Here is a 20,739-nt window from a genome sequence, read left to right on the forward strand (position 1 = left end):
GTTTCTGCCGTCCGGAAAAAGCGGCATTGCTGCCGCCCTCCTCAGCGATGCGCCAGCGCCGCACCCTTATTAAAATACGCCTTAATCCCATGCAGAATCGCCTCAGCCACCTGATGCTGATAGCGCGCCGTGCGCAGCTTGCGCTCCTCTTCGACATTACTGATAAACGCGGTTTCCACCAGTATCGAAGGAATATCCGGTGCTTTCAACACTGCGAATCCCGCCTGATCGACCGTGCGCTTGTGCAGGTGGTTGATATGTCCCATGCGTGACAGCACCTCTTTACCAAACTTCAGGCTGTCGCTGATGGTCTGCCGCTGCACCATGTCGAACATGGTGTGGTCGAGATAGCGATCGCCGCTCATGCTGACGCCGCCAATCAAATCGGCATCATTCTGCGTTTGCGCGAGGAAGCGCGCCGCCGCTGAAGTTGCGCCGCTGGTTGAAAGCGCAAACACCGACGAACCACGCGCGGCCCGGCTGGTGAAGGCATCGGCGTGGATCGAGATAAACAGATCCGCGCGCTGCTTTCGCGCTTTCGCCACGCGCACACGCAGCGGGATGAACACATCCTCATTGCGCGTCATGTAGGCTTTCATGTTGCGCTCTTTATCGATCAGCGCCTTCAGATAGCGACCGATTTTCAACACGATATCCTTCTCGCGCGTTTTGTATTTGCCATGCGCGCCGGGATCTTCACCGCCATGTCCAGGATCGATCATGATGATAATCGGTCGATCGCGCCCTGCTTTCCCCGGTAGCGCCGCCTGCACCGGCTGATCGCGCTCAAGATCACCCTGATTGTAATCCTGCAGTAATGCCAGTAGCGGATCCTCTTCCCGTGATTGCTGATTAGGATAGAGATCGACCACTAAGCGATGCTTGATGCCCGCCACCGGCGCCAGGGTGAAGGTCTTAGGTGCCGTGCTGCGCTTCAGTTCCAGCACCAGCCGCACCGTATTGGCATCAAACTGGCCCACGCGTGCGGTTTTAATAAAGGGATCGTCTACGCGCACCAGCTTATCGACCCCTTTCAGAACCGGATTGATGTGCATATTTTCGATATCGATAACCAGACGATCGGGATTACTCAGCGTGAACTGCTTGTACTTTAGGGGAACGTTTGATTCCAGTGTAACGCGGGAGTAAGTCGATGATGGCCAGATGCGCACCGCCACAATACGCTGGCTGGCAGCCAGCCCGGTGCGCGTAACGCTTAGCATTAATAGTGCGCCTGCGCCCTGTAATAATCGTCTTCGTGTAAAAGCTTCGGACATGCCGCTCCAACTGCTGTGTTATGTCTAAAAAATCGTCACTTGATGGCAAGAAAGTGAAAACTTTGTTCGATGAGAATTGTCTTGTCTTGCCGGAAAACCCAGATAATGCAGGCTGTTAGCGCGTGTTGCATCAGGAAAATCGTAAAGTAACGTCAGCCCCGACGCTTGCAATAAGGGGCAAAAGAGCATAAAAATACGAAAATTACGAATAAACATGCACAGAGGGCTTTGCCGTGAAGGAACGCAGTACAGAACTGGTTCAGGGTTTTCGCCATACCGTTCCCTATATAAATACCCATCGTGACAAGACCTTTGTCATCATGTTGGGTGGCGAGGCCATCGAGCATGAGAACTTCTCAAGCATCGTTAATGATATCGGTCTGCTGCATAGCCTCGGCATTCGCTTAGTGGTGGTTTATGGTGCGCGTCCGCAAATTGACGCCAGCATGGCCCAGCAACAGCTGGAACCGATTTACCACAAACACACCCGCGTGACCGATGCGCAGTCCCTTGAGCTGGTGAAGCAAGCCGCAGGTCGTTTACAGCTGGATATCACCGCGCGTCTGTCGATGAGCCTCAACAACACGCCGCTGCAAGGTGCGCACATTAATGTGGTGAGCGGCAACTTCATTATCGCGCAGCCGCTCGGCGTGGATGATGGTGTTGATTACTGCCATAGCGGCCGTATTCGTCGTATTGATGAGGAAGCGATTCATCGTCAGCTGGACAACGACGCGATTGTACTGCTCGGTCCGGTGGCGGTTTCTGTGACCGGTGAGAGTTTTAACCTGACGTCAGAAGAAGTGGCGACGCAGCTGGCGATCAAATTGAAAGCCGAGAAGATGATTGGTTTCTGCTCTGAACAGGGCGTGACCAATCGCGAAGGCGCGATTATTTCTGAACTGTTCCCGAACGAAGCCCAGGCGCGCATTGACGAGATGGAAAGCGATGGCGATTTCCTTTCTGGCACCGTGCGTTTCTTGCGTGGTGCGGTAAAAGCCTGCCGCAGCGGCGTGCGTCGCAGTCACTTAATCAGCTATCAGGAAGATGGTGCGTTGCTGCAAGAACTGTTCTCGCGCGACGGTATCGGTACCCAGATTGTGATGGAGTCAGCCGAGCAGATTCGTCGCGCCAACATCAACGATATCGGCGGTATTCTTGAGCTGATTCGCCCGCTGGAGCAGCAAGGGATTTTAGTGCGTCGTTCCCGCGAGCAGCTGGAGATGGAGATTGATAAGTTCACCATTATTCAGCGCGATAACCTGACCATCGCCTGCGCCGCGCTCTATCCGTTCCCGGATGAGCAGATTGGCGAGATGGCTTGTGTGGCAGTGCATCCGGATTACCGTAGTTCGTCGCGGGGTGAGCTGCTGCTGGATCGCGTGGCGTTACAGGCGCGTCAGATGGGGCTGAAGAAGCTGTTTGTGTTAACCACGCGCAGCATTCATTGGTTCCAGGAGCGTGGCTTTACGCCGGTGGATATTGAGTCGCTGCCTGAGAGCAAGAAGCAGATGTATAACTATCAGCGCCGTTCAAAAGTGCTGATGGCGGATTTGGGTTAAGTGCGGTTGGTGTGATTGGTCGCCATAAATGGCGACCCTACTAAAACCGTTCATATCGGCCATACGAAACCATTCCCGTAGGGTCGGCATTAATGCCGACCTTGTCCATCACCGCACCAGCTTTACTCCCCGCTCAACCGCTCCAGCAATCCGCTGCGTCGCTGGGTACGCAACTGCACAGCACGGCGGAACACGCTGTCATCGCTATACAACGTCAGCTGCTTACGTGCGCGGGTAATCGCGGTGTAAATCAGTTCGCGCGTTAACACCGGCAGAAACTGCGCCGGCATCACCAGCGCCGTATGATCAAACTCCGAACCCTGCGATTTATGTACCGTCATCGCCCACGCGGTATCGTGCGTCGGCAATCGGCTCGGCTGCACCGCTTTAATGCTGCCATCCGGCAACGGGAAGAACACTTTCAGCAGACCTTCCTCATCAAACAGCGTAATGCCGATATCGCCGTTAAACAGGCCCAGCGCGCTGTCGTTGCGCGTCACCATCACCGGACGTCCCTGATACCAGCGACTGCCGCCGGTTGGACGACGAATCAGCTGCAGCTGCATCAGCTTCTGCTCAATACGCTGGTTCAATCCCTGCACGCCAAACGGCCCTTCACGCAGCGCGCACAGCAGCTGATATCGGCCAAATGCCGCGATAATCTCTGCAGGATCAGCGCGTTGGCTAATGAGTTTCAGGAATGGCTGATAACCGGCAGCAATCTCCGTCAGCATCGCCTGATACGCATCCGCATCCTGTAAAGGTTGACGGGTGATATCGCTGAAACCGGCCTGGAACACAGCTTCAACCGCCTTTACATCACCGGCGTTAACCGCTGCGGCCAGTTGGCCAATGCCGGAGTTGGCGTCAAAGCGGTAGCTTTTACGCAGCAGGCAAATCGCGTCGCGCACGGCGGGCGCGCTGCTGTCATCGTTACCCGCTACTTCACTGCCGGTGAGCGCACTCAGCTGCGCAGCACGCATCGGGCTGTATCCGGCTTCGGCACAACGACAGATGTCACCGAGCACCGCGCCCGCTTCCACCGACGCCAGCTGATCGCGATCGCCAAGAAATATCACGCGCGCCTGCGCTGGCAATGCCGCAATCAGGTTCGCCATCATGCCGAGATCGACCATTGAGGCTTCATCCACCACCAGCACATCCAGATGCAGCGGATTCCCGGCGTGATAGCGCAGGCGCTGCGTTTCCGGCTGCGCGCCTAACAAGCGGTGCAGCGTGGTGGCATCGGCTGGAAAGCGCTGCCGCTCCGCCTCGCTCACCGGCAGCTTTTGCAGCGCCTTGCCCAGCGATTCGGTGAGACGCGCCGCCGCTTTACCGGTTGGTGCAGCCAACTGAATACGTAACGCGCCTTCACTGAGACGGATCAGCGCCGCCAGCAGTTTTGCCACCGTGGTGGTTTTGCCGGTGCCGGGACCGCCCGAGATCACCGCAGTTTTCTGCGTCAGCGCCACCGCAGCCGCAATCTTCTGCCAGTTATCCGGCTCGATGCCAAACAGCTGATCCAGCACTAGCCGCACCTCTTCAGCCGCAAAAGCTTGTGATGTTGGTTGAGTCTGGAAGAAACGCGCCACCTGCCCTTCGTTGTGCCAAAGACGATGCAGATAGAGACGATCTTCGCTCAGCACGATGGGCGCTGCTTGCTCGCTGCGACTCAGCGCCGACCAGCCGCTTAAAATTGCAGCCCAATCCTGCGGTTCGCCTGCCGCTTGCCAGATGGCCTGCGCCAGCTCCGCATGACGCCCTTTAAACAGGTTGTCACGGCTTAGCTGTGATAACGGCAAACAGACATGCCCATCTCCCGCCTCCGCGCTGAGGCACGCTGCCAGCAGCAAACGCGCCGGTTGCTCGTCGTCGGCCAGCAGTTGAGCGAACTGGACATCCAGCGAGCGCAGCAAACGCAGCTCAGCCGCCTGTGCTAAAAGCGCGGTCATACCGCTCATGCTGTCGCTCCCGGCCCGCGAAACAGGCTATCCAGTTGTGAAACAAAATCGAAAGTCGGGCGGGTGTGGAACACACCGTTGTCTGGCGAACTGCCGTCCATGCCACGCAGGAACAGATAAAACACACCGCCGAAATGCTGCTCATAATCGTAATCCGGCACGCGATGTTGTAAATAGCGGTGCAGCGCCAGCGTGTAGAGTTGGTACTGCAAATCGTAGCGGTGGTCGATCATCGCCTGCGCCATGGCCTGCGGCGTGTAAGCCTCATGGCTGTCGCCGAGCCAGTTGGATTTATAATCCAGCAGGTAATATTTGCCCTGCCAGCGGAAAACCAGATCGATAAAGCCTTTCAGCATGCCCTGCACCTGACGAAAATCGAGCGGCGGAGCCTGTGCCGATAACGCATCCTGAGAAATTAACGCGCTCAGTTCGTGCGCGGTCAGCACGTTGTCAATCGGTAGATAGAACGCCATCTCTACCAAACGATCGCTGCTCTGCACCTGTGCCAGATGAATGCCCTGCGCGTTGAGCGGCGTGCTCAATACACGCGTAATCCACGCGCTGAGCATCGGCTGCCAGTGCAGCGGATAGCCGTTTTGCTGCAGATGTTGCGCCAGCTTCTCTTCAGAAGGCGGCTGCGGGAAATCCAGCGATTCGAACAGCTCGTGTAAAAATGTTCCCGGCGCAGCACCGCGCGGGAAATGATGTGGCGTGAGCGCTGCTTCCTCTTCCTCTTCACGCTCCTCTTCGCCTGCCGCTTCGACATCAAAATTCGGCATCACCTCAAGCAGACGATGAGCACTGTGCTGCTGCAAACCGGAGTAACTGGTGACGCGCCACGGATCGGCCAGCACGCGCGTTACGGATCGCGCGCCCAATTCGCTATCGGCGATAGCCTCAACCTGCCAGCGCTCGGCTTGCATATCTTCTGCCAGCACCACATCGGTGCCCGCCGCGTCCATGTCATGCAGTAACGCACCGAGCTGTTCGGCCGTCGCCGCTTCGCCGCGCTGCAACAGAAAACCGAGCGCGCTTTTATGCAAATCGCTCTCGCCCTCTTTCTTGCGTGTGCCGCGAAACAGCGGTGCCACGCCGACGCTGCAGTGATAGATCGAACGGGTCAATGCCACGTAAAGCAGGCGTAAATCCTCCGCCAGACGCTCCTGTTCGGCCAGCGCCAGACTCTCCTCGTCGGCTTGCAGATCCAGCACCGCGTCAAAGTTCTCACGATCGTGATAGAGCGCGGTATCGGCCTCGCGGAAACCGGCGGCAAACGGCAGCCACACTAACGGATATTGCAGGCCTTTAGATTTGTGGATGGTGACGATCTGCACCAGATGGCGATCGCTCTCCAGACGCAGCTGCTGGCTGGCAGACTGGCTGTCCGGACGCGCGATCTGCTGTGCCAGATGGCGCACCAGCGCATGCGGGCTATCCAGTTGTGCAGCCGCTTCCTGCAGCAGTTCGCCCAGATGCAGTAAATCTGTCAGACGACGCTCACCGTTCTCCGAGGCCAGCAGATTTTCCGCCAGCTGGCGCTCCAGCATCATTTCGCGCAGCATCGGCAAGACGCCACGCTGCTGCCACACCAGCTGCCAGCGGGCAAAGGTATCCACCAGTTCATCCCAACCGCGCGCATCCTGATCCAGCGCATCCAGCTGCGAGGCATCAAAAGCAAACAGCGAGGTTGCCAGCGCGGTGCGCAGCATACGCTCCTGCTCCGGCGCCAGTACTGCCTGCAACAGCCATAACAGCTCACGCGCTTCCGGCGTGGTGTAAACGCTGTCGCGATTCGACAGGTAAACCGATGGAATGCCCAGCAGATTGAGTGCTTCGCGAATCAGGTTGGCTTCGTTACGGCTGCGCACCAGCACGGTGATGTCAGAGGCTTGTACCGGCCGCAAAGTGGGCGCTTTGCCCAGCATCGCGCGCTGCTGCTGCCCGGCCTGCAACCAGCGACTAATATCGGCTGCACACTGCTGCGCCATACGTTGCTGATAATCGCCAACGCTGCAGCCTTCGCCTGGTTGTAGCCAGAAGCGTAACGCCGCTTGCTCAACCTGATCGATGCTAAGAGACAACGGCTGGTTTGGTGGTGCGAACTGCACCGGCTGGAACGGGATCTCCGCAAACAGGAAGGGCGCGTCGAGGCGTGCAAACAGTTGATTAACGCTGTTAACCATCGCTGGCGACGAGCGCCAGTTGGTGTCCAGCGTGTAGTGCGCACTGACTTCGCTGCGCGCGCGGATATAGGTAAAAATATCCGCGCCACGAAACGCGTAAATCGCCTGTTTGGGATCGCCAATCAGCAGCAGCGCATGCGCTGGCTGATTGATGTAAAGCGTGCGGAAGATGCGGTATTGCAGCGGATCGGTGTCCTGAAACTCATCTATCAGTGCCACCGGGAAACGCTGGCGAATCGCCTGAGCCAGCTGCTCACCGCTCGGCTGTTGCAGGGCTTCGTCGAGGCGGCTCAGCAAATCATCAAAGCCTAACAGCGCCTGCTGACGTTTCTCTTTGCGCACCGCAGCGCGCACCTCTACCAGCGCGCGCGCAATCACCAGATCGCGCAGCGACAGCGGCTGGGCAAGGAAACTGTCGATGGCGTCAAACAGGGTGTGATGCGGCGGATTGCCCTTTTTGGTCTTCTCTTCAAGCATGCGCTGACCGAAGCGCGCCAGTTCGGCAGGCACCTGATAATCACGCGTTTCGCTCTGCGCCCAGGAGCTGACTTTGTTGACCCAGACCGGCAAATTTTTGCTGCTGTAGCTGCGCTTATCCACATCAGATTGCCCCACCAGCGTCAGCACCTCTTCACCCACCGCCAGCCATTGCGCTTTCATGGCGGCGATACGCGCCAGGTTTTCGCTGTGGCGCGAAGCCAGAGTTTCACTGTCAGCAGGCGGCAGAAGCAGGCTGGGCGATTCGCCCTGCAACCACGGACGCAAAGTGGAAAGCAACTGCTCTGGGCCGCTCCATTCACTGACAATTACCCGCGCAACATCCAGCGTCAGCGGATAGCAGTGACGACGCCAGAAATCGGCGGTCGCCTGGCGCAGCAGCAGCTGTTCATCCTCAATCAGCTGTTGTTCAAACAGCATGCCGGACTCAAAGGCGTTGAGATTCAGCATGCGCTGGCAGAAGCCGTGAATGGTGAAAATGGCGGCTTCATCCATCTGACGTTCGGCGGCCAGCAGCAGCGAGGCGGCATCGGCGGGTTGCGGGATCTCTTGCAGCAGCTGCATCAGCATCGGATTGCTGCTAATGCCGCGCAGGCAGGCTAACCGCAGCTCGTGGATGTTGGCGCGAATACGCCCGCGCAGTTCAGCGGTAGCGGCCTCGGTAAAGGTCACCACCAGAATCTCTTCGACCGACAGCGGACGCGAATAAGCATGTTGTCCGCCCAATCCCAGCAGCAGCCGCAGATAGAGCAGCCCGATGGTAAAGGTTTTACCGGTCCCTGCGGAGGCCTCAATCAGACGCTCACCGCGCAGCGGCAGCGTCAGAGGATTGAGCGATTCAGGTAGCAGACTCATTGCGCGTCACTCTTCACGGGCAAGGATTGCTGCAGTTTCTGGACCTCATCCCATGTGGTCCAGCCCGGCAGCTGTGCGTAGTCATCTTTGGTCGCGCCATCATGGCTGCCGCCAATCTGAGAAATCATCGCCATGCCTGTTTGTGCTAATACCGCCTGATGGAAGAAGTCGGCCAGACCAGCTGGTGTTAGCTGCTGGATTTGCTCAATCGCTTTTTCACGCGTATCGAAAGCAAAGTTCTGACGTTTAAAGTCACGGTTAAAGCGGTTCGCCTCTTCATCCAGCGTTTGCGGGCGCTGCTTCATATCGTTAATTAGCGCCTGCTGATACTGGGCAAAATCTTCCGCTTTCATGCTGCGCAGACGCTGTTCCGCCTGCGGATAAAACGCCTGGAAGCGTTGCAGTAAAAACGTCGGCTGCTTGCTGTTACTTTGCAGCAGGAAACCGATGCCCCATTGGCGACCAATCGGCATCTGATACGCAAACACCGCGTAGCCGAGCTGCTCTTCGGTACGCAACTGGTTGTAGAACCAGGGTTGGACGATCTGGCTCAGCATGGTGCTGTTGGCCATGCTTTGATATTCGCTGAAGCCCAACGGCACATACAGCGCGGCCAGCGCCGAATCGGTGCTACTGCCGGCTTTTTGCAGGTTGGCCTTGATCGCTTTATCCACCGACACATAATCACTGTGCCAGTAGCCGTGACCATCGCTCTGCAACTGCTGCTGCAGCTCATCGCCGAGCTGTTTCACGCGATCGGCAGAGAGATTGCCCACCACCATCATTTCCGGCGTTGCATGATGAATCAGCGCATCGCGGTAATCGGTGACCTCTTTCAGCGTGATGTCCTTCACCAGTTTGCGGCGCGTTTCACGCTGGGTGTAAGGCAGCTGCGACAACATCTGCATCGGCTGAATCGCCTGTTCAAACGCTTTGCCCTTCTCTGCCGCCTCCAGTCGATCCAGATACCAGGATTTGGCCTGCTCCAGCTGCTGCTGATCCGGCGTAAAGGTGGCGTAACCTTCCACCAGCTTCTTTAGCAATTCCGGAAGACGTTGGGTAAAACCGCTGGCGCTAAACACGATGCCATCATCTTCCCCGGTGGAGAAACTGATGCCGCCAATCGAGGCTTGCGAATTCAGTTCATCCAGCGCCAGGCTAGAGAGATAGTCATTCAAGCCAAACAGCACCTGCTGGCGCGCATCGCTAATCGCGGATTTGTTACGCAGCGCCAGGGTGATAGCGGCTTTCGGTTCGCTGGCAAACAGCTGACTTGGCATCCAGTAAATACGCATGCTGTCGCCATTGGTCAGTGCGACCGGATGATCGTAGGTTTTGCCATCGGCAGGAATGATGGAAAAATCCGACGGAATGTAGGGATTCAGCGTGGGCATCGACAGCTGGAGCTGTGCGGCGCGTTGCTGCCAGTCGCTGAACTGGGCCTCGCTGATTTTGTCCACCTGATAGGGCGCATTCACAAAGTAGGCCTCTTTGTTATGCGGCTCCTGCGGGCTGATGTACCAGATACGCGCGTTCTGCGGCGTCATCTCATCGAGACGCGTTTTGATTGCGGCGGGATCGAACTGATCGGCCAGATACGGCGCATCCAGCGTGTGTTCAACCGGCACCCGCAGCATGGTATCCACCAGCCACTCAATGTAATCCATATCGCGGGTAATCGATGGATAACGGAAATCCAGCGCCAGCACGTGGGAGACTTCATCGAAGTACGCTTTACTGATGCCTTTGCTGCGCAGCATATCGAGGTAATTAAACACCGCAGCGACCACTTCATCGCGCTGCGCAAGACCTTTGTCGGTTAACGAAACGCTGATAGCGAAGACGCCGCTATTGCGCTCGGTCATTGGGTCAGCACCGGCGCTGACGCCATCCGCCAGCCCCTGTTTTTGCAGCCAGTCGTTGAGGGTGTTTTTACTGCGATTGCTGAGAATGTAGCTGATCAGCGTATCGGTTTTACTGCGGAACTGGCCGCTGTTGTTCGGGATACGGAACTCAATTTTTAACTGCTTGCGCGGCTGCGCGGGCACGTAATGGATAATGATGCCCTTCTGCGCGTCGGTCACCACCGGCACGTCAATCTCTGGCACGGTGGTCTGATGATTAGCCACACGACCAAAGGTTTTTGCCGCAATGTCGGCCATCTCGGGTAGCGGTTTGTTGCTGTAGATCACCGCCTTCATCAGATTGGCGGAATAATGGCTGTGATAAAAGTCGGTCAGCGCCTGATGCAATTTGCTGTCCGGCTTGTCGCTCAACGTATCGAGGTTGCCGCCGGAATAGCGCGAGCCCGGATGCGCGGGATTGAGGGTTTCTGCGCCCACCTGCGCCATGCGCAAGCCATCGCGTGAGCGAGCCATGGTCAGTTCTGCGTTGACCGCATGGCGCTCACGGTCGGCATTAACCGGATCGAGCAACGGTTCAGCAATCGCATCAGCCAGACGATCGACTGCTGGCTGCAGCGCACTGTTTTCCACTTCCAGATAGAACGCCGTGCGATACGACGCGGTGCTGGCATTGTGGCTGCCGCCATTCTTTTTCAGGAATTCGGCGAGATTATCAGGCTGCGGATAACGCTTTGATCCCATCAACACCATGTGTTCGAGATAGTGCGCCAAACCCAGTTGCTGATTAGGATCGTCCAGCGAACCAATCGGTAAGGTCAGCGCCGCCAGTGATTTAGGCGCTTCGGCATCCGAGACCAGCAGCACGGTCATGCCGTTGTTTAATGTAATCGCCTGGTAACTGCGTGGATCGTGATCGCTTTTACGAATGGTGTCATTGATGGGTTGCCAGCCGCGATCGGTATCGGCAAAGGCATTCAGCGCTAACGTGCTCAGCAGCAGCGCTCCAATCCAGCGTGCGTAAATCCGCATTTAAACCCCTTACGTTACCCTTTTCCGCTTGCTGTGTGCCCAGCGGTGAAATAGACAAACTTTCTTATCGTGTCAGGAACAACCTCAAACGAGGCCGTATTCCCTTGCTATTCATCATTTTGATGCGCCAGGCGCACCGGCAAATACCATTGGCGTGCGGCGGCAGTTATCGCATGCACGGCATCATCATCCAATGAGCGACTCAGGCGCTGCAGATAGGGATCGCTGCCCTCGCCTTCCACCTGGAAACCACCCTGCCAGGCTTGCAGCAATTTGTTAAGTGCCTTTTTCTGCGTTGCTTCGTCTTCCAGCAACTGCTGCGACTTACTGTCAAAGCTGGCTTCCAGCCAGGCTCCGCCGGATTTATTCAGCAGCATCAGCGGCTGGACTAATCCAGCCTGATAACCCGCAACATACTCATTCAGTAGCGACAGCGCCTGTTCCGCAGGCAGCGCCGCGAAGCGCCAGTGACTCTGTTTACGACCGTACATGCGGCTTTCACCGCTGCCGCCCAATGCGCAATACACCAGATGTTCCAGCCATAGCAGCAGGCCATCATTCATGTTGAGCACGCCCGGACGCCAGCGCAGCAGGCCATCAGCTTGCACCTGCGTCAGCCAACCGGTCAATTGCACTGCGCCGAGCGTCAGATTGATTTCCCAACTTTCGGCGGGCTGGCGTTGACCACTCACCTCGACTGCCACTTCCAGCATCTCTTCGGTCTGGCTCTGCCAGAAAAGTTCCCCGAACGCGCCGTAAGGCAGATTGCCTGCCGCGCGATGGCGCGCATACAGTTGCGCCGGATCGTCACCGTTGACCAGCGTATTCAGTAATTGGGCGTTGATTTGGTAGCGTTCGAGGCTATCAGGCGCGAACGGTTCGCTGTCGGGCAGTTCGCTCTCTTCCATCCAGAAAGCCACACCCAAGCGCTGCTGGAACCATGCGCGCACCGGATGACGCCAGAAGCGCAGCAGTTGCTCCAGCGACAAGGTTTCTAACGGTGCAGGCGGCAAAGGCTGTACAAAATCCGGCTGTGCCACGCCGCTGCCGCTGGCCGCTGGCAGCCACTCCGCAGCAAAGCTTTGCCCGGGTGCGCCCGGTTGGAAGTTCTCTGCGGCAAACGGCATGCGGCTGTGCAGCTTTTGCAGATGGTCGCGCACGCGTTGCTCACTGATATCGGGTTCAAGTGCTTCATCCTCCGGCAGACGGAAGCTTTGTCCCAGATAATCCACCAGCTCGCTCACTAATACCGATGGATAGCGCTCCGTGTTGTCCTGAATCGCCCGGCCAATGTAGCTGATATAGAGCTGCTGCTGCGCCGAGATCAGCGCTTCGAGGAACAGATAGCGGTCATCATCGCGGCGGCTACGGTCGCCTTTGCGCATCTGTTGCTGCATCAGGTCGAAACCAAGCGGCGCTAAGGTGCGCGGATAGACGCCATCGTTCATGCCCAGCAAACACACCACTTTGAAGGGAATCGAACGCATCGGCATCAGCGTACAGAAGTTGATGGGACCGGCGAGAAAACGTTGGCTGATGCGCTGTTGATCGAGGCGCGAACGCAGCTCATCGCGTAGCAGCGTAACCGGAATCGGCTGTTGATACGCCGCCTGCATGCCCTGTTCGATAATCTGTTTCCACTGCGTTTCCACCAGCAGTAGCGCGGCTTCACTTTCGGCGTCTCCGCTAAAGAAGCACTCAATCAGCTCACGGCACAGCGGCTGCCACTCTGCCAGCGTGCGTTCTTCTGCCAGACGCGCACGCCACTCTTCCAGTCGCGATAGCAGTTCAGCCAGATGACCCGCCAGTTCAGCGATCAAACCCCTGGATTCGTCATAAGGCAGAATCCCTTGCCAGTCACCGTTGCGGCTCTCCAGCGCATAGCCGAGCAGCATGCGCTGCAGGCCAAAGCGCCAGGTGTGTTGTCCGGTTACCGGCAGCGCCAGCGCTTCTACGCTGGCATCATCCAATCCCCAGCGAATGCCGGACTCCATCACCCAACGGCGCAGCAGTCGCAGCCCGCTTTCATCTACCGAGAAGCGCTGTGCCAGCGCGGGAACCTCAAGCAGCGCCAGCACATCTTCGGAGGCAAAGCGACTTTCAGGCAGCGACAGCAAGCTGAGCAGCGCCAGAATCGCCGGATGCGCCTGACTGGCGCGGCGGTCGGAAATGGCGAACGGCAAATAGCGTTCGCTCGGCGCGCTGGCAAAAGCGGCCTGAATAAAAGGGGCGTAACTGTCGATATCCGCCACCATCACGATGATGTCGCGCGGCTTGAGTTCGGGATTGGCTTCCATCAGCGTGAGCAGATGATCCTGCAGCACTTCAACTTCACGCTGGGCGCTATGACACACCTGCAGCGTGATCGAGCGATCTTCCGGATCAAGCAGGCGTTTCTCGGCGCTGTTCGCCAATTCTCCCGCATTAAGACCAATGACCGCTCTATCGTCCAGATTGAGCAGATCCGCTTGCAAGCTGTGCAGCAGATTGTCTTGTGGCATCTCAACGAAGGCATCAATGTCGTTGGCAGCGGATTCCATCTGGCTCAGCAGAAACAGATTATCGCGCCCCAGTTTGCCCCATGATGCCAGCAGCGGATTGGTTAGCTGCTGCTCGCCGATGTCGTTAAACAATGCCGGCGCGCTGGCTGGATCGCGGAACAGCGGCTGCAGCTCGTCCGATTGTATGCGGCGACGCTGGCGGCTTTGCAGCTTCGCCAGAAAAGCATAATCCTGAATGTCGCCCCAATAGTGACGGCAGGGGTTGGTGAACAGCAGATGGATATCAATGTGCCGACCCAGCGCTTCCAGTGCCTGCAGATAGACCGGAGGCAGCGCGGAAATACCGCAAATAAACACGCGTTGCGGCAAGCCTGCCGGCGGCGTTTGCGCCTGTTCCAGCTTTTGGATGAAGCGCGCATAGAGATTGGCGCGATGCCACATCGGCTGACCCAGGCTTTCGGTGAAGTTGACCAGATCGCACCACAGCGGTGCCTGCCACTGCTGCGATTCGCCCAAGCCATCAATCAGTTCACCGCGCTCCCAGCTGTTGAGCCAGTCCGAGCGATACACCAGATATTGGTCAAACAGGTCAGCAACACGGGCGCTGAGCTGATACAGCTTGCGCTTATCGTCATCATCATTGAGGTAGTGACGCAGCGGCTGGAATGCGTCCTGCTCCAGCAAAGTTGGCAAGCGATGCATCAGCTTCCAGCTCATGCTGGCTTTGGTAAAGGCGCTCTCTTCAGGAATATCGGGCAGCACCTTGACGAACATGTTCCAGATGAAGCTGGCAGGCAGCGGGAAATCGATGTTGGCGGCAATGCCGAAACTGTTAGCCAGCTCCATTTGCAGCCACTGCGCCATGCCTGGGCTTTGTACCAGCACCTGCTCAGCCGCCAGCGGGTCGGCCAGCGGTTGATTTTCAATCAGAATTCCTGCCAGATTCTTCAACAGATCAAGCTGATTTGAGTGATAGACCCGGAACATATTTCTCCTAAACACAAGACAACAACGCAGCCGAGCCACTCTACCGTTTATCACCTGCGATGCCTACCGCTAGTGGCAATTGAGCTGCGCCAGTGAGGCGGAACGCTGCTGTGGACCCGTAACCGTCACGCGCTCCAGCGTACAGCCGCCCGCCAGGCTCTGCTGCTGGCGCTGATTCTGCCATCCCTCAACCTCACGTCCAAGCAACGCCTGACCGGCAACACGCCACGCCTGTCGCTGCTGCCACTGCTGGCTAAAACCCAGCGCCAGCGCGCGATGATATTGCAGCAAGGTGCTGATGGTCATCGCCAACATCAGCATCGCCACCAGTGTTTCTGCGAGGCTAAAGCCCTGCTGCTTCTGGCTGGCACAGCGCCGGCTGCGACAGCGGACAGTAATCGATCCAGCCATGCGCTTGCCGCTGTGGTTGCGTGTTGGGAATTGATACCCAACGATAGAGCCACAGCGCGCGCCCTTCTCCATGTCCCGATAACAACGCATTGTCATCCTCCATCCGTAGCAGGCAGCTTTGCCACTGCTCTGCTGTCCATTGCTGACATTGCCAGCCGGTGGCCTGCGGCCAGTTTTGCACGCTGCCCCACTCTAACGCCGCCTGCGCCTGCCAGAAATCCTGGCCGTGCAGTTGCTCGTCAGCCACTAATACCATGCTTTGCGAAAGCTGCGTTCGCGTGGCGTGTAGCGTCAATCCGCCCATCAGTAACATCATCAGCACCATGCCCAGCGTGCTATTGCCGCGCTGCTTCACAGATTGATTCCTTCAATCCAGTTTTCCAGTTCTACGCTTTGGCTGTCAGCGTGTCCCGCCAGTTGCAGCACCAGACGCGTTCCCTGCCGCTCAAGCTTGAAGGTATCGATGGTGAGAAACGCCGGATCGGAGAGTTTCTCCCAACCGCTGCTGTTGCACTCATCCACGCCACGCTGCATTTCAAGCTGTCCGCTGCGCAGCCGATAGCCGTAATAGTCACTTTCGCTGTGGCCCACGCCTTCCCAGCGCCCGTTGCTGTTCTCATCCCAGCGCAGTAAAACGCAACTGCCGCTGGCGGCAATCGTTAGCGCCGAACCGCTGCACTGGCCGTGACAATAGCCGGCTCGGCGCAGCGCTTTATGCAGCGTATTGACGATCTGCTGCAGCTCCTGCTGTAACTGCACGCGCTGTTGCAGGCGCAGATTCTGCTCCAGCAGCAGCGGTAAAAATCGCCCGACGCTGATCATCAGTACCGCGCCTATCGCCATGGCAATCAGCATCTCCAGCAGGCTGAATCCACGTTGCGCTATTCGCATCCTTTTTCTCCCGGCTGGCAGGCGCGGATGCGCGCTCTGGCGGAGATGATTAAGCGCCAGCGCCCCGCCGCACTGGCGAGATCGATGCTGCCAGGACGCGCAACATCACGCCGTCCGTAAAAACCGACGTCGCCGGTGATGGCGACAAGGCGCACGCTGTCGTGCGGCGGTTTAAATAACCAGCGCGAGGGCAATGCGCAGCCTTCTGCCGGTTTGGCTCCCGCGCCAAGACAACCGTTTTCACCGCTTTGTAACCACAGCGTGAGATCGCGATTGTGCCAGTTTGCATGGGCGCGCAGGCGCAGCAGAAATCCCTGCAGTTGCAGTACGCTGTCGCGCAGCTGTTGATACTGCTGCCAGCGCTGCCAACCATGCAGCGCGCCAACGCTGAGTATGCCGGCGATCACCATCACCAATAGCAGTTCGGGCAAGGTGAAGCCGTGGTTATCGTTTCTGTTCATGGCGGGTAATGTGCCCAGCGGCATGAGGTTGAACAAGCTTGGGAAATCAGCGTTGGGAAACGTTGCGCAGGGAATCGGGTGAGGTGTGCAGTGGGATACAGCGTTTTGTGAGGCGGATTCAGGATTGAGGTGCGGTTGGAGAGTGAGATGCGGTGAGGATTGAGGTGCGGGTGAGTAGAGGTCGCCATGAATGGCGACCCTACGAGTGTGGTGTTAAATTGCGACGGGCGCTTTAATCGCGGGATGCGGATCGTAGCCTTCAATCTCGAAATCATCGAACTGATAATCAAAGATAGAGGCCGGTTTACGCTTGATCACCAGCTTCGGCAACGGACGCGGTTCGCGCGTTAACTGCAGGCGTGCTTGCTCTAAATGGTTGCTGTACAGATGGGTATCGCCACCGGTCCAGACAAAATCGCCCACTTCGAGATCGCACTGCTGCGCCACCATATGCACCAGCAGCGCGTAGCTGGCGATGTTGAATGGCAGACCAAGGAAGATATCGCACGAACGCTGATAGAGCTGGCAAGAGAGCTTGCCGTTCGCCACGTAGAACTGGAAGAAGGCGTGGCAAGGTGCCAGCGCCATTTGATCCAGCTCGCCCACGTTCCACGCCGAGACGATGATGCGGCGCGAATCCGGGTCACGCTTCAACTGCTCAATCACTTTACTGATTTGATCAATCTCTTCGCCCGACGCGCTGCCCCAGCTGCGCCACTGCTTGCCATACACCGGACCAAGATCGCCATTATCATCTGCCCATTCGTCCCAGATGGTGACCTTGTTCTCTTTCAGGTAACCGATGTTGGTCTCACCTTTCAGGAACCACAGCAGCTCATGAATGATCGAGCGCAGGTGCACTTTCTTGGTGGTAACCAGCGGAAAACCGTCCTGCAAATTGAAACGCATCTGGTGGCCAAAGATCGAGAGAGTGCCGGTGCCGGTACGGTCGGCCTTTTCAGCGCCTTCATTCAGCACATGTTGCATTAGGTCCAGATACTGTTTCATTTTACCTCACGAGTTTGTTGCTGCGGGCGACGACGATACGCCCAGATCATCATAATCACACCGGCCAGAATCATTGGGATCGACAAAATCTGTCCCATGCTGACGCCGCCTTCAAACAGGCCAAGCTGCGCATCCGGCTGACGGAAGAACTCCACGATAATGCGGAATGCGCCGTAGCCAATCAGGAACAGGCCCGAGACGCTGCCCATTGGGCGCGGCTTGCGGATAAACAGGTTGAGAATGATGAACAGCACGATACCTTCGAGGCACAGCTCATACAGCTGTGACGCATGACGCGGTAGTACGCCGTAGGTGTTCAGCAACTCCTGGTACTGCGGATTGTTGGCCGCCAGCGCGATATCTTCGCTGCGTGAACCCGGGAACAACATCGCGTATTTGAAATCGGGCGCCACGCGGCCCCACAGTTCGCCATTGATGAAGTTACCGAGACGACCGGCACCCAAACCAAACGGGATCAGCGGTGCAATGAAATCCGCCACCTGGAAGAAAGTACGCTTGGTGCGGCGTGCGAAGATCAGCATCACCACAATCACACCAATCAGGCCGCCGTGGAACGACATGCCGCCATCCCAGACCTTAAACAGATACAGCGGATTTTCCAGGAACAGCGGCAGGTTGTAGAACAACACATAGCCGATACGTCCACCGAGGAATACGCCGAGGAAGCCCGCATACAGCAGGTTTTCCACTTCCTCTTTTTTCCAGCCGCTGCCAGGTTTGTTGGCGCGTCGCGTCGCCAGCCACATGGCAAATACAAAGCCCACCAGATACATCAAGCCGTACCAGTGAAGCGAAACCGGTCCGATAGAGAAAATTACCGGATCGAATTGGGGAAACGAAATGTAGCCGTCAGTCATCTTTCACCACTGTTTTTTTCTGCCCTGAAACGGGTCTGGCTAAGGGTTCACATAATAAAAGGCCGCGCATAATAGCACAGCCACGTTTAACACAGGTCGCGAAGATGTAACCGTTAACGCCCGCCGCGAATTAAACCGCCTAAACCACGGCGCTCCATAAAGGTAGAGACCAGATGGCGCACTTCCGAGGCGGTATGCGCAGCCAGCCCATGCTCGCTAAGCTTCTGCGCCTCTTCAAAGTCGAGATGACGCAGCAGATATTTCACACGCGGTACATTCTTGCCGTTCATGCTGAGATGGTGATATCCCATGCCCACTAACAGCGCGACACACATTGGATCGCCGGCCATTTCACCACACAAGCAGAGCTCCAGTTTGGCCTGGCGGGCTTCGCTGGCGATGGTGTGCAGCGCCCGCAGCATCGCCGGATGCAGCGAATCATACAGGTTCGCCACGCGCGTGTTGTTACGATCGACCGCCAGCAAATATTGCGTCAAATCGTTGGTACCGACGGAGACAAAATCCACGCGATCCGCCAGATGCGGGATCATAAACAGCATCGACGGCACTTCAATCATGATGCCAATGCGCGGCTTAGGAATCACATAGCCGAGCATCTCTTCCACTTCGCGGCCAGCGCGATCGATCAGACGACGCGCATCATCGATCTCATCGATATGGCTGATCATCGGCAGCAAAATGCTTAAGTTGCCAGACGCCACGTTGGCACGCAGCATGGCGCGCACCTGTACCAGGAAGATTTCAGGCTGATCGAGCGTTAGGCGAATGCCACGCCAGCCAAGGCACGGATTCTCCTCGCTGATCGGCATATACGGCAGCTGTTTATCCGCGCCGACATCCAGCGTACGCAGCGTCACCGGCTTGTCGTAGAACAGCTGCAGCATGCCCTGATACTGCGCCACCTGCTCCTCTTCGGACGGGAAGCCGTTGTGCAGCATGAACGGAATTTCGGTGCGGTACAGACCGATGCCATCTACCCAGTTATCCAGTGCCTGCTCGTGTTCCGCGCTGAGACCGGCATTCAGCATCACCTGAATGCGCTCACCGCTTTTCAGCTCGCCGGGCTGCTCGACCACGCCTTCGGCCATTTTGCTCAGCGCGTTCTCTTCGCTGATCAAACGCTGATACTCCTGCACCAGCACCGGTTCCGGATCGATCAGCACTTCGCCGCGATAGCCATCAACAATCAGCAAGCGTTTGTTGAGCTGCGCCGGCAGGATATCCGCGCCCATTACGGTGGGGATGCCCATCGCGCGCGTCAAAATCGCCGCATGCGAGTTGGCCGCGCCGTCGCGCACCACCACGCCCGCCAGACGTTCCTGCGGCAATTCCGCCAGCGTGGTGGCGGTGAGTTCATCGGCGACTAACACGAAGCGTTCCGGCCACGCATTGGTGCCGACCAGTGAATCATCGAGGTGGAACAGCAGACGCTGACCGAGCACGCGCAGATCGCCGGCGCGCTCGCGTAAATATTGATCCTGCAGGTTGGCGAACTGCTCGGCGAACTTCTCGATCACCGTTTTCACTGCCCACTCGGCTACCGATCCGCGCTCGATCTCATCAAACAGATCTTTTTTCAGGCGCGCATCGGTAAGCAGGTGCGAATAGAGATCGAAGATCGCCGCGCTCTCTTTCTGCACGCTGGCAGCAAAGCGTTTACTGAAGCGGCGGAATTCGTTGCCGGCTTCGCCCATCGCCAGCACCAGACGCTCGCGTTCACGCTGCACGTCGAGCGTGGACGCAGCAGAAACCTGGTCGAGCAGCGGTTGAGTTTCATCCACCCATCCGGGCGCAACCGCCACGCCAGGTGCCGCAGCAATGGCTTTTACCCGCGTCTGACGGAATTGACCAAACAGTTGACCGAGCTGCGACTGCGACAGCAAGCCCGCCATTTGCGTGGCGAGCGTGACGAGGAAAGACTCTTCGCTTTCATCAAACTGACGGTGTTCGCGCTGCTGGATAACCAGCACGCCAAGCAGCTGGCGACGGCTGATGATCGGGACGCCGAGGAAGGAGCGATAGCGCTCCTCTTTAACAGAAGGAATGTATTTGAAGCTGGGATGGCTTTGCGCGTCGGCGAGGTTGATCGGCTCAGCTAAGCGTCCAACAAGGCCAACAATGCCTTCATCAAACGCCAGCGTGACCGTACGACCACGCGGCTTTTTTAGCCCGCGTGTCGCCATCAGGTAGTAGCAACGACGATCGTGATCGGCGAGATAAACCGAGCAAACCTCGGTTTCCATCGCAAGGCAAATTTCGTTTACCAGAATGTCGAGTGCTTCATTCAGACGTGGAGCACTCGCCACTTTCTCTACAATTTCGCGTAACTGAGTGAGCATAAAGGGCGTGGC

Annotated in this window: 13 protein-coding genes; 1 reads left to right on the forward strand and 12 read right to left on the reverse strand. The window is 57.4% G+C overall.

The window, feature by feature from the left end; genetic code table 11:
• Nucleotides 1-41: 41 nt before the first annotated feature.
• Nucleotides 42-1,277, reverse strand: coding sequence for an N-acetylmuramoyl-L-alanine amidase AmiC (amiC, locus tag NQH49_RS15295; protein ID WP_256697250.1), 1,236 nt, complete (start codon nucleotides 1,275-1,277; stop codon nucleotides 42-44).
• A 233-nt stretch (nucleotides 1,278-1,510) separates the two neighbouring features.
• On the opposite strand from amiC, the gene argA reads away from it, so the two are divergent.
• On the forward strand, nucleotides 1,511-2,839 hold the full coding sequence (gene argA / locus NQH49_RS15300; RefSeq protein WP_007891884.1) for an amino-acid N-acetyltransferase: 1,329 nt from the start codon (nucleotides 1,511-1,513) through the stop codon (nucleotides 2,837-2,839).
• A gap of 122 nt (nucleotides 2,840-2,961) precedes the next feature.
• Here the strand turns inward: argA and recD are convergent, their stop codons facing one another.
• The 11 genes from recD to ptsP all read right to left on the reverse strand — a co-directional run bounded on the left by recD (nucleotide 2,962) and on the right by ptsP (nucleotide 20,727).
• On the reverse strand, nucleotides 2,962-4,800 hold the full coding sequence (gene recD, locus NQH49_RS15305) for an exodeoxyribonuclease V subunit alpha (RefSeq protein WP_256697252.1): 1,839 nt from the start codon (nucleotides 4,798-4,800) through the stop codon (nucleotides 2,962-2,964).
• Entirely contained in the window at nucleotides 4,797-8,336 is a 3,540-nt protein-coding gene (recB, locus tag NQH49_RS15310) for an exodeoxyribonuclease V subunit beta (protein WP_256697253.1), read from the reverse strand. Before recB ends, recD begins: the two co-directional genes overlap by 4 nt.
• Nucleotides 8,333-11,230 (reverse strand): pitrilysin, encoded by a 2,898-nt coding sequence (gene ptrA / locus NQH49_RS15315; RefSeq protein WP_256697255.1) that lies wholly within the window; start codon nucleotides 11,228-11,230, stop codon nucleotides 8,333-8,335. Before ptrA ends, recB begins: the two co-directional genes overlap by 4 nt.
• Nucleotides 11,231-11,337: 107 nt before the next feature.
• On the reverse strand, nucleotides 11,338-14,718 hold the full coding sequence (recC, locus tag NQH49_RS15320; RefSeq protein WP_256697256.1) for an exodeoxyribonuclease V subunit gamma: 3,381 nt from the start codon (nucleotides 14,716-14,718) through the stop codon (nucleotides 11,338-11,340).
• Nucleotides 14,719-14,787: 69 nt separating this feature from the next.
• Nucleotides 14,788-15,129 (reverse strand): prepilin-type N-terminal cleavage/methylation domain-containing protein, encoded by a 342-nt coding sequence (locus NQH49_RS15325; RefSeq protein WP_256697257.1) that lies wholly within the window; start codon nucleotides 15,127-15,129, stop codon nucleotides 14,788-14,790.
• The gene (locus NQH49_RS15330; protein WP_256697258.1) at nucleotides 15,062-15,484 is read right to left on the reverse strand and encodes a DUF2509 family protein; all 423 of its coding nucleotides are present in this window, start codon (nucleotides 15,482-15,484) and stop codon (nucleotides 15,062-15,064) included. Before NQH49_RS15330 ends, NQH49_RS15325 begins: the two co-directional genes overlap by 68 nt.
• A complete protein-coding gene (locus tag NQH49_RS15335) occupies nucleotides 15,481-16,020 on the reverse strand; it encodes a prepilin peptidase-dependent protein (RefSeq protein WP_256697260.1) in 540 nt (179 codons plus the stop codon). The genes NQH49_RS15330 and NQH49_RS15335 overlap by 4 nt, the downstream gene beginning before the upstream one ends.
• Nucleotides 16,011-16,481: a prepilin peptidase-dependent protein gene (locus NQH49_RS15340; protein WP_256697261.1), complete on the reverse strand. Its 471-nt coding sequence runs from the start codon at nucleotides 16,479-16,481 to the stop codon at nucleotides 16,011-16,013. Before NQH49_RS15340 ends, NQH49_RS15335 begins: the two co-directional genes overlap by 10 nt.
• Nucleotides 16,482-16,694: 213 nt before the next feature.
• Complete coding sequence (gene thyA / locus NQH49_RS15345) at nucleotides 16,695-17,489, reverse strand: thymidylate synthase (RefSeq protein WP_256697263.1); 795 nt, start codon at nucleotides 17,487-17,489, stop codon at nucleotides 16,695-16,697.
• Complete coding sequence (gene lgt / locus NQH49_RS15350; protein ID WP_008109262.1) at nucleotides 17,486-18,367, reverse strand: prolipoprotein diacylglyceryl transferase; 882 nt, start codon at nucleotides 18,365-18,367, stop codon at nucleotides 17,486-17,488. Before lgt ends, thyA begins: the two co-directional genes overlap by 4 nt.
• 113 nt (nucleotides 18,368-18,480) lie before the next feature.
• Entirely contained in the window at nucleotides 18,481-20,727 is a 2,247-nt protein-coding gene (gene ptsP / locus NQH49_RS15355) for a phosphoenolpyruvate--protein phosphotransferase (RefSeq protein WP_256697265.1), read from the reverse strand.
• Nucleotides 20,728-20,739: the final 12 nt, after the last annotated feature.

Origin of the sequence: Pantoea trifolii (assembly GCF_024506435.1) — a bacterium.
GTDB lineage: Bacteria > Pseudomonadota > Gammaproteobacteria > Enterobacterales > Enterobacteriaceae > Pantoea > Pantoea trifolii.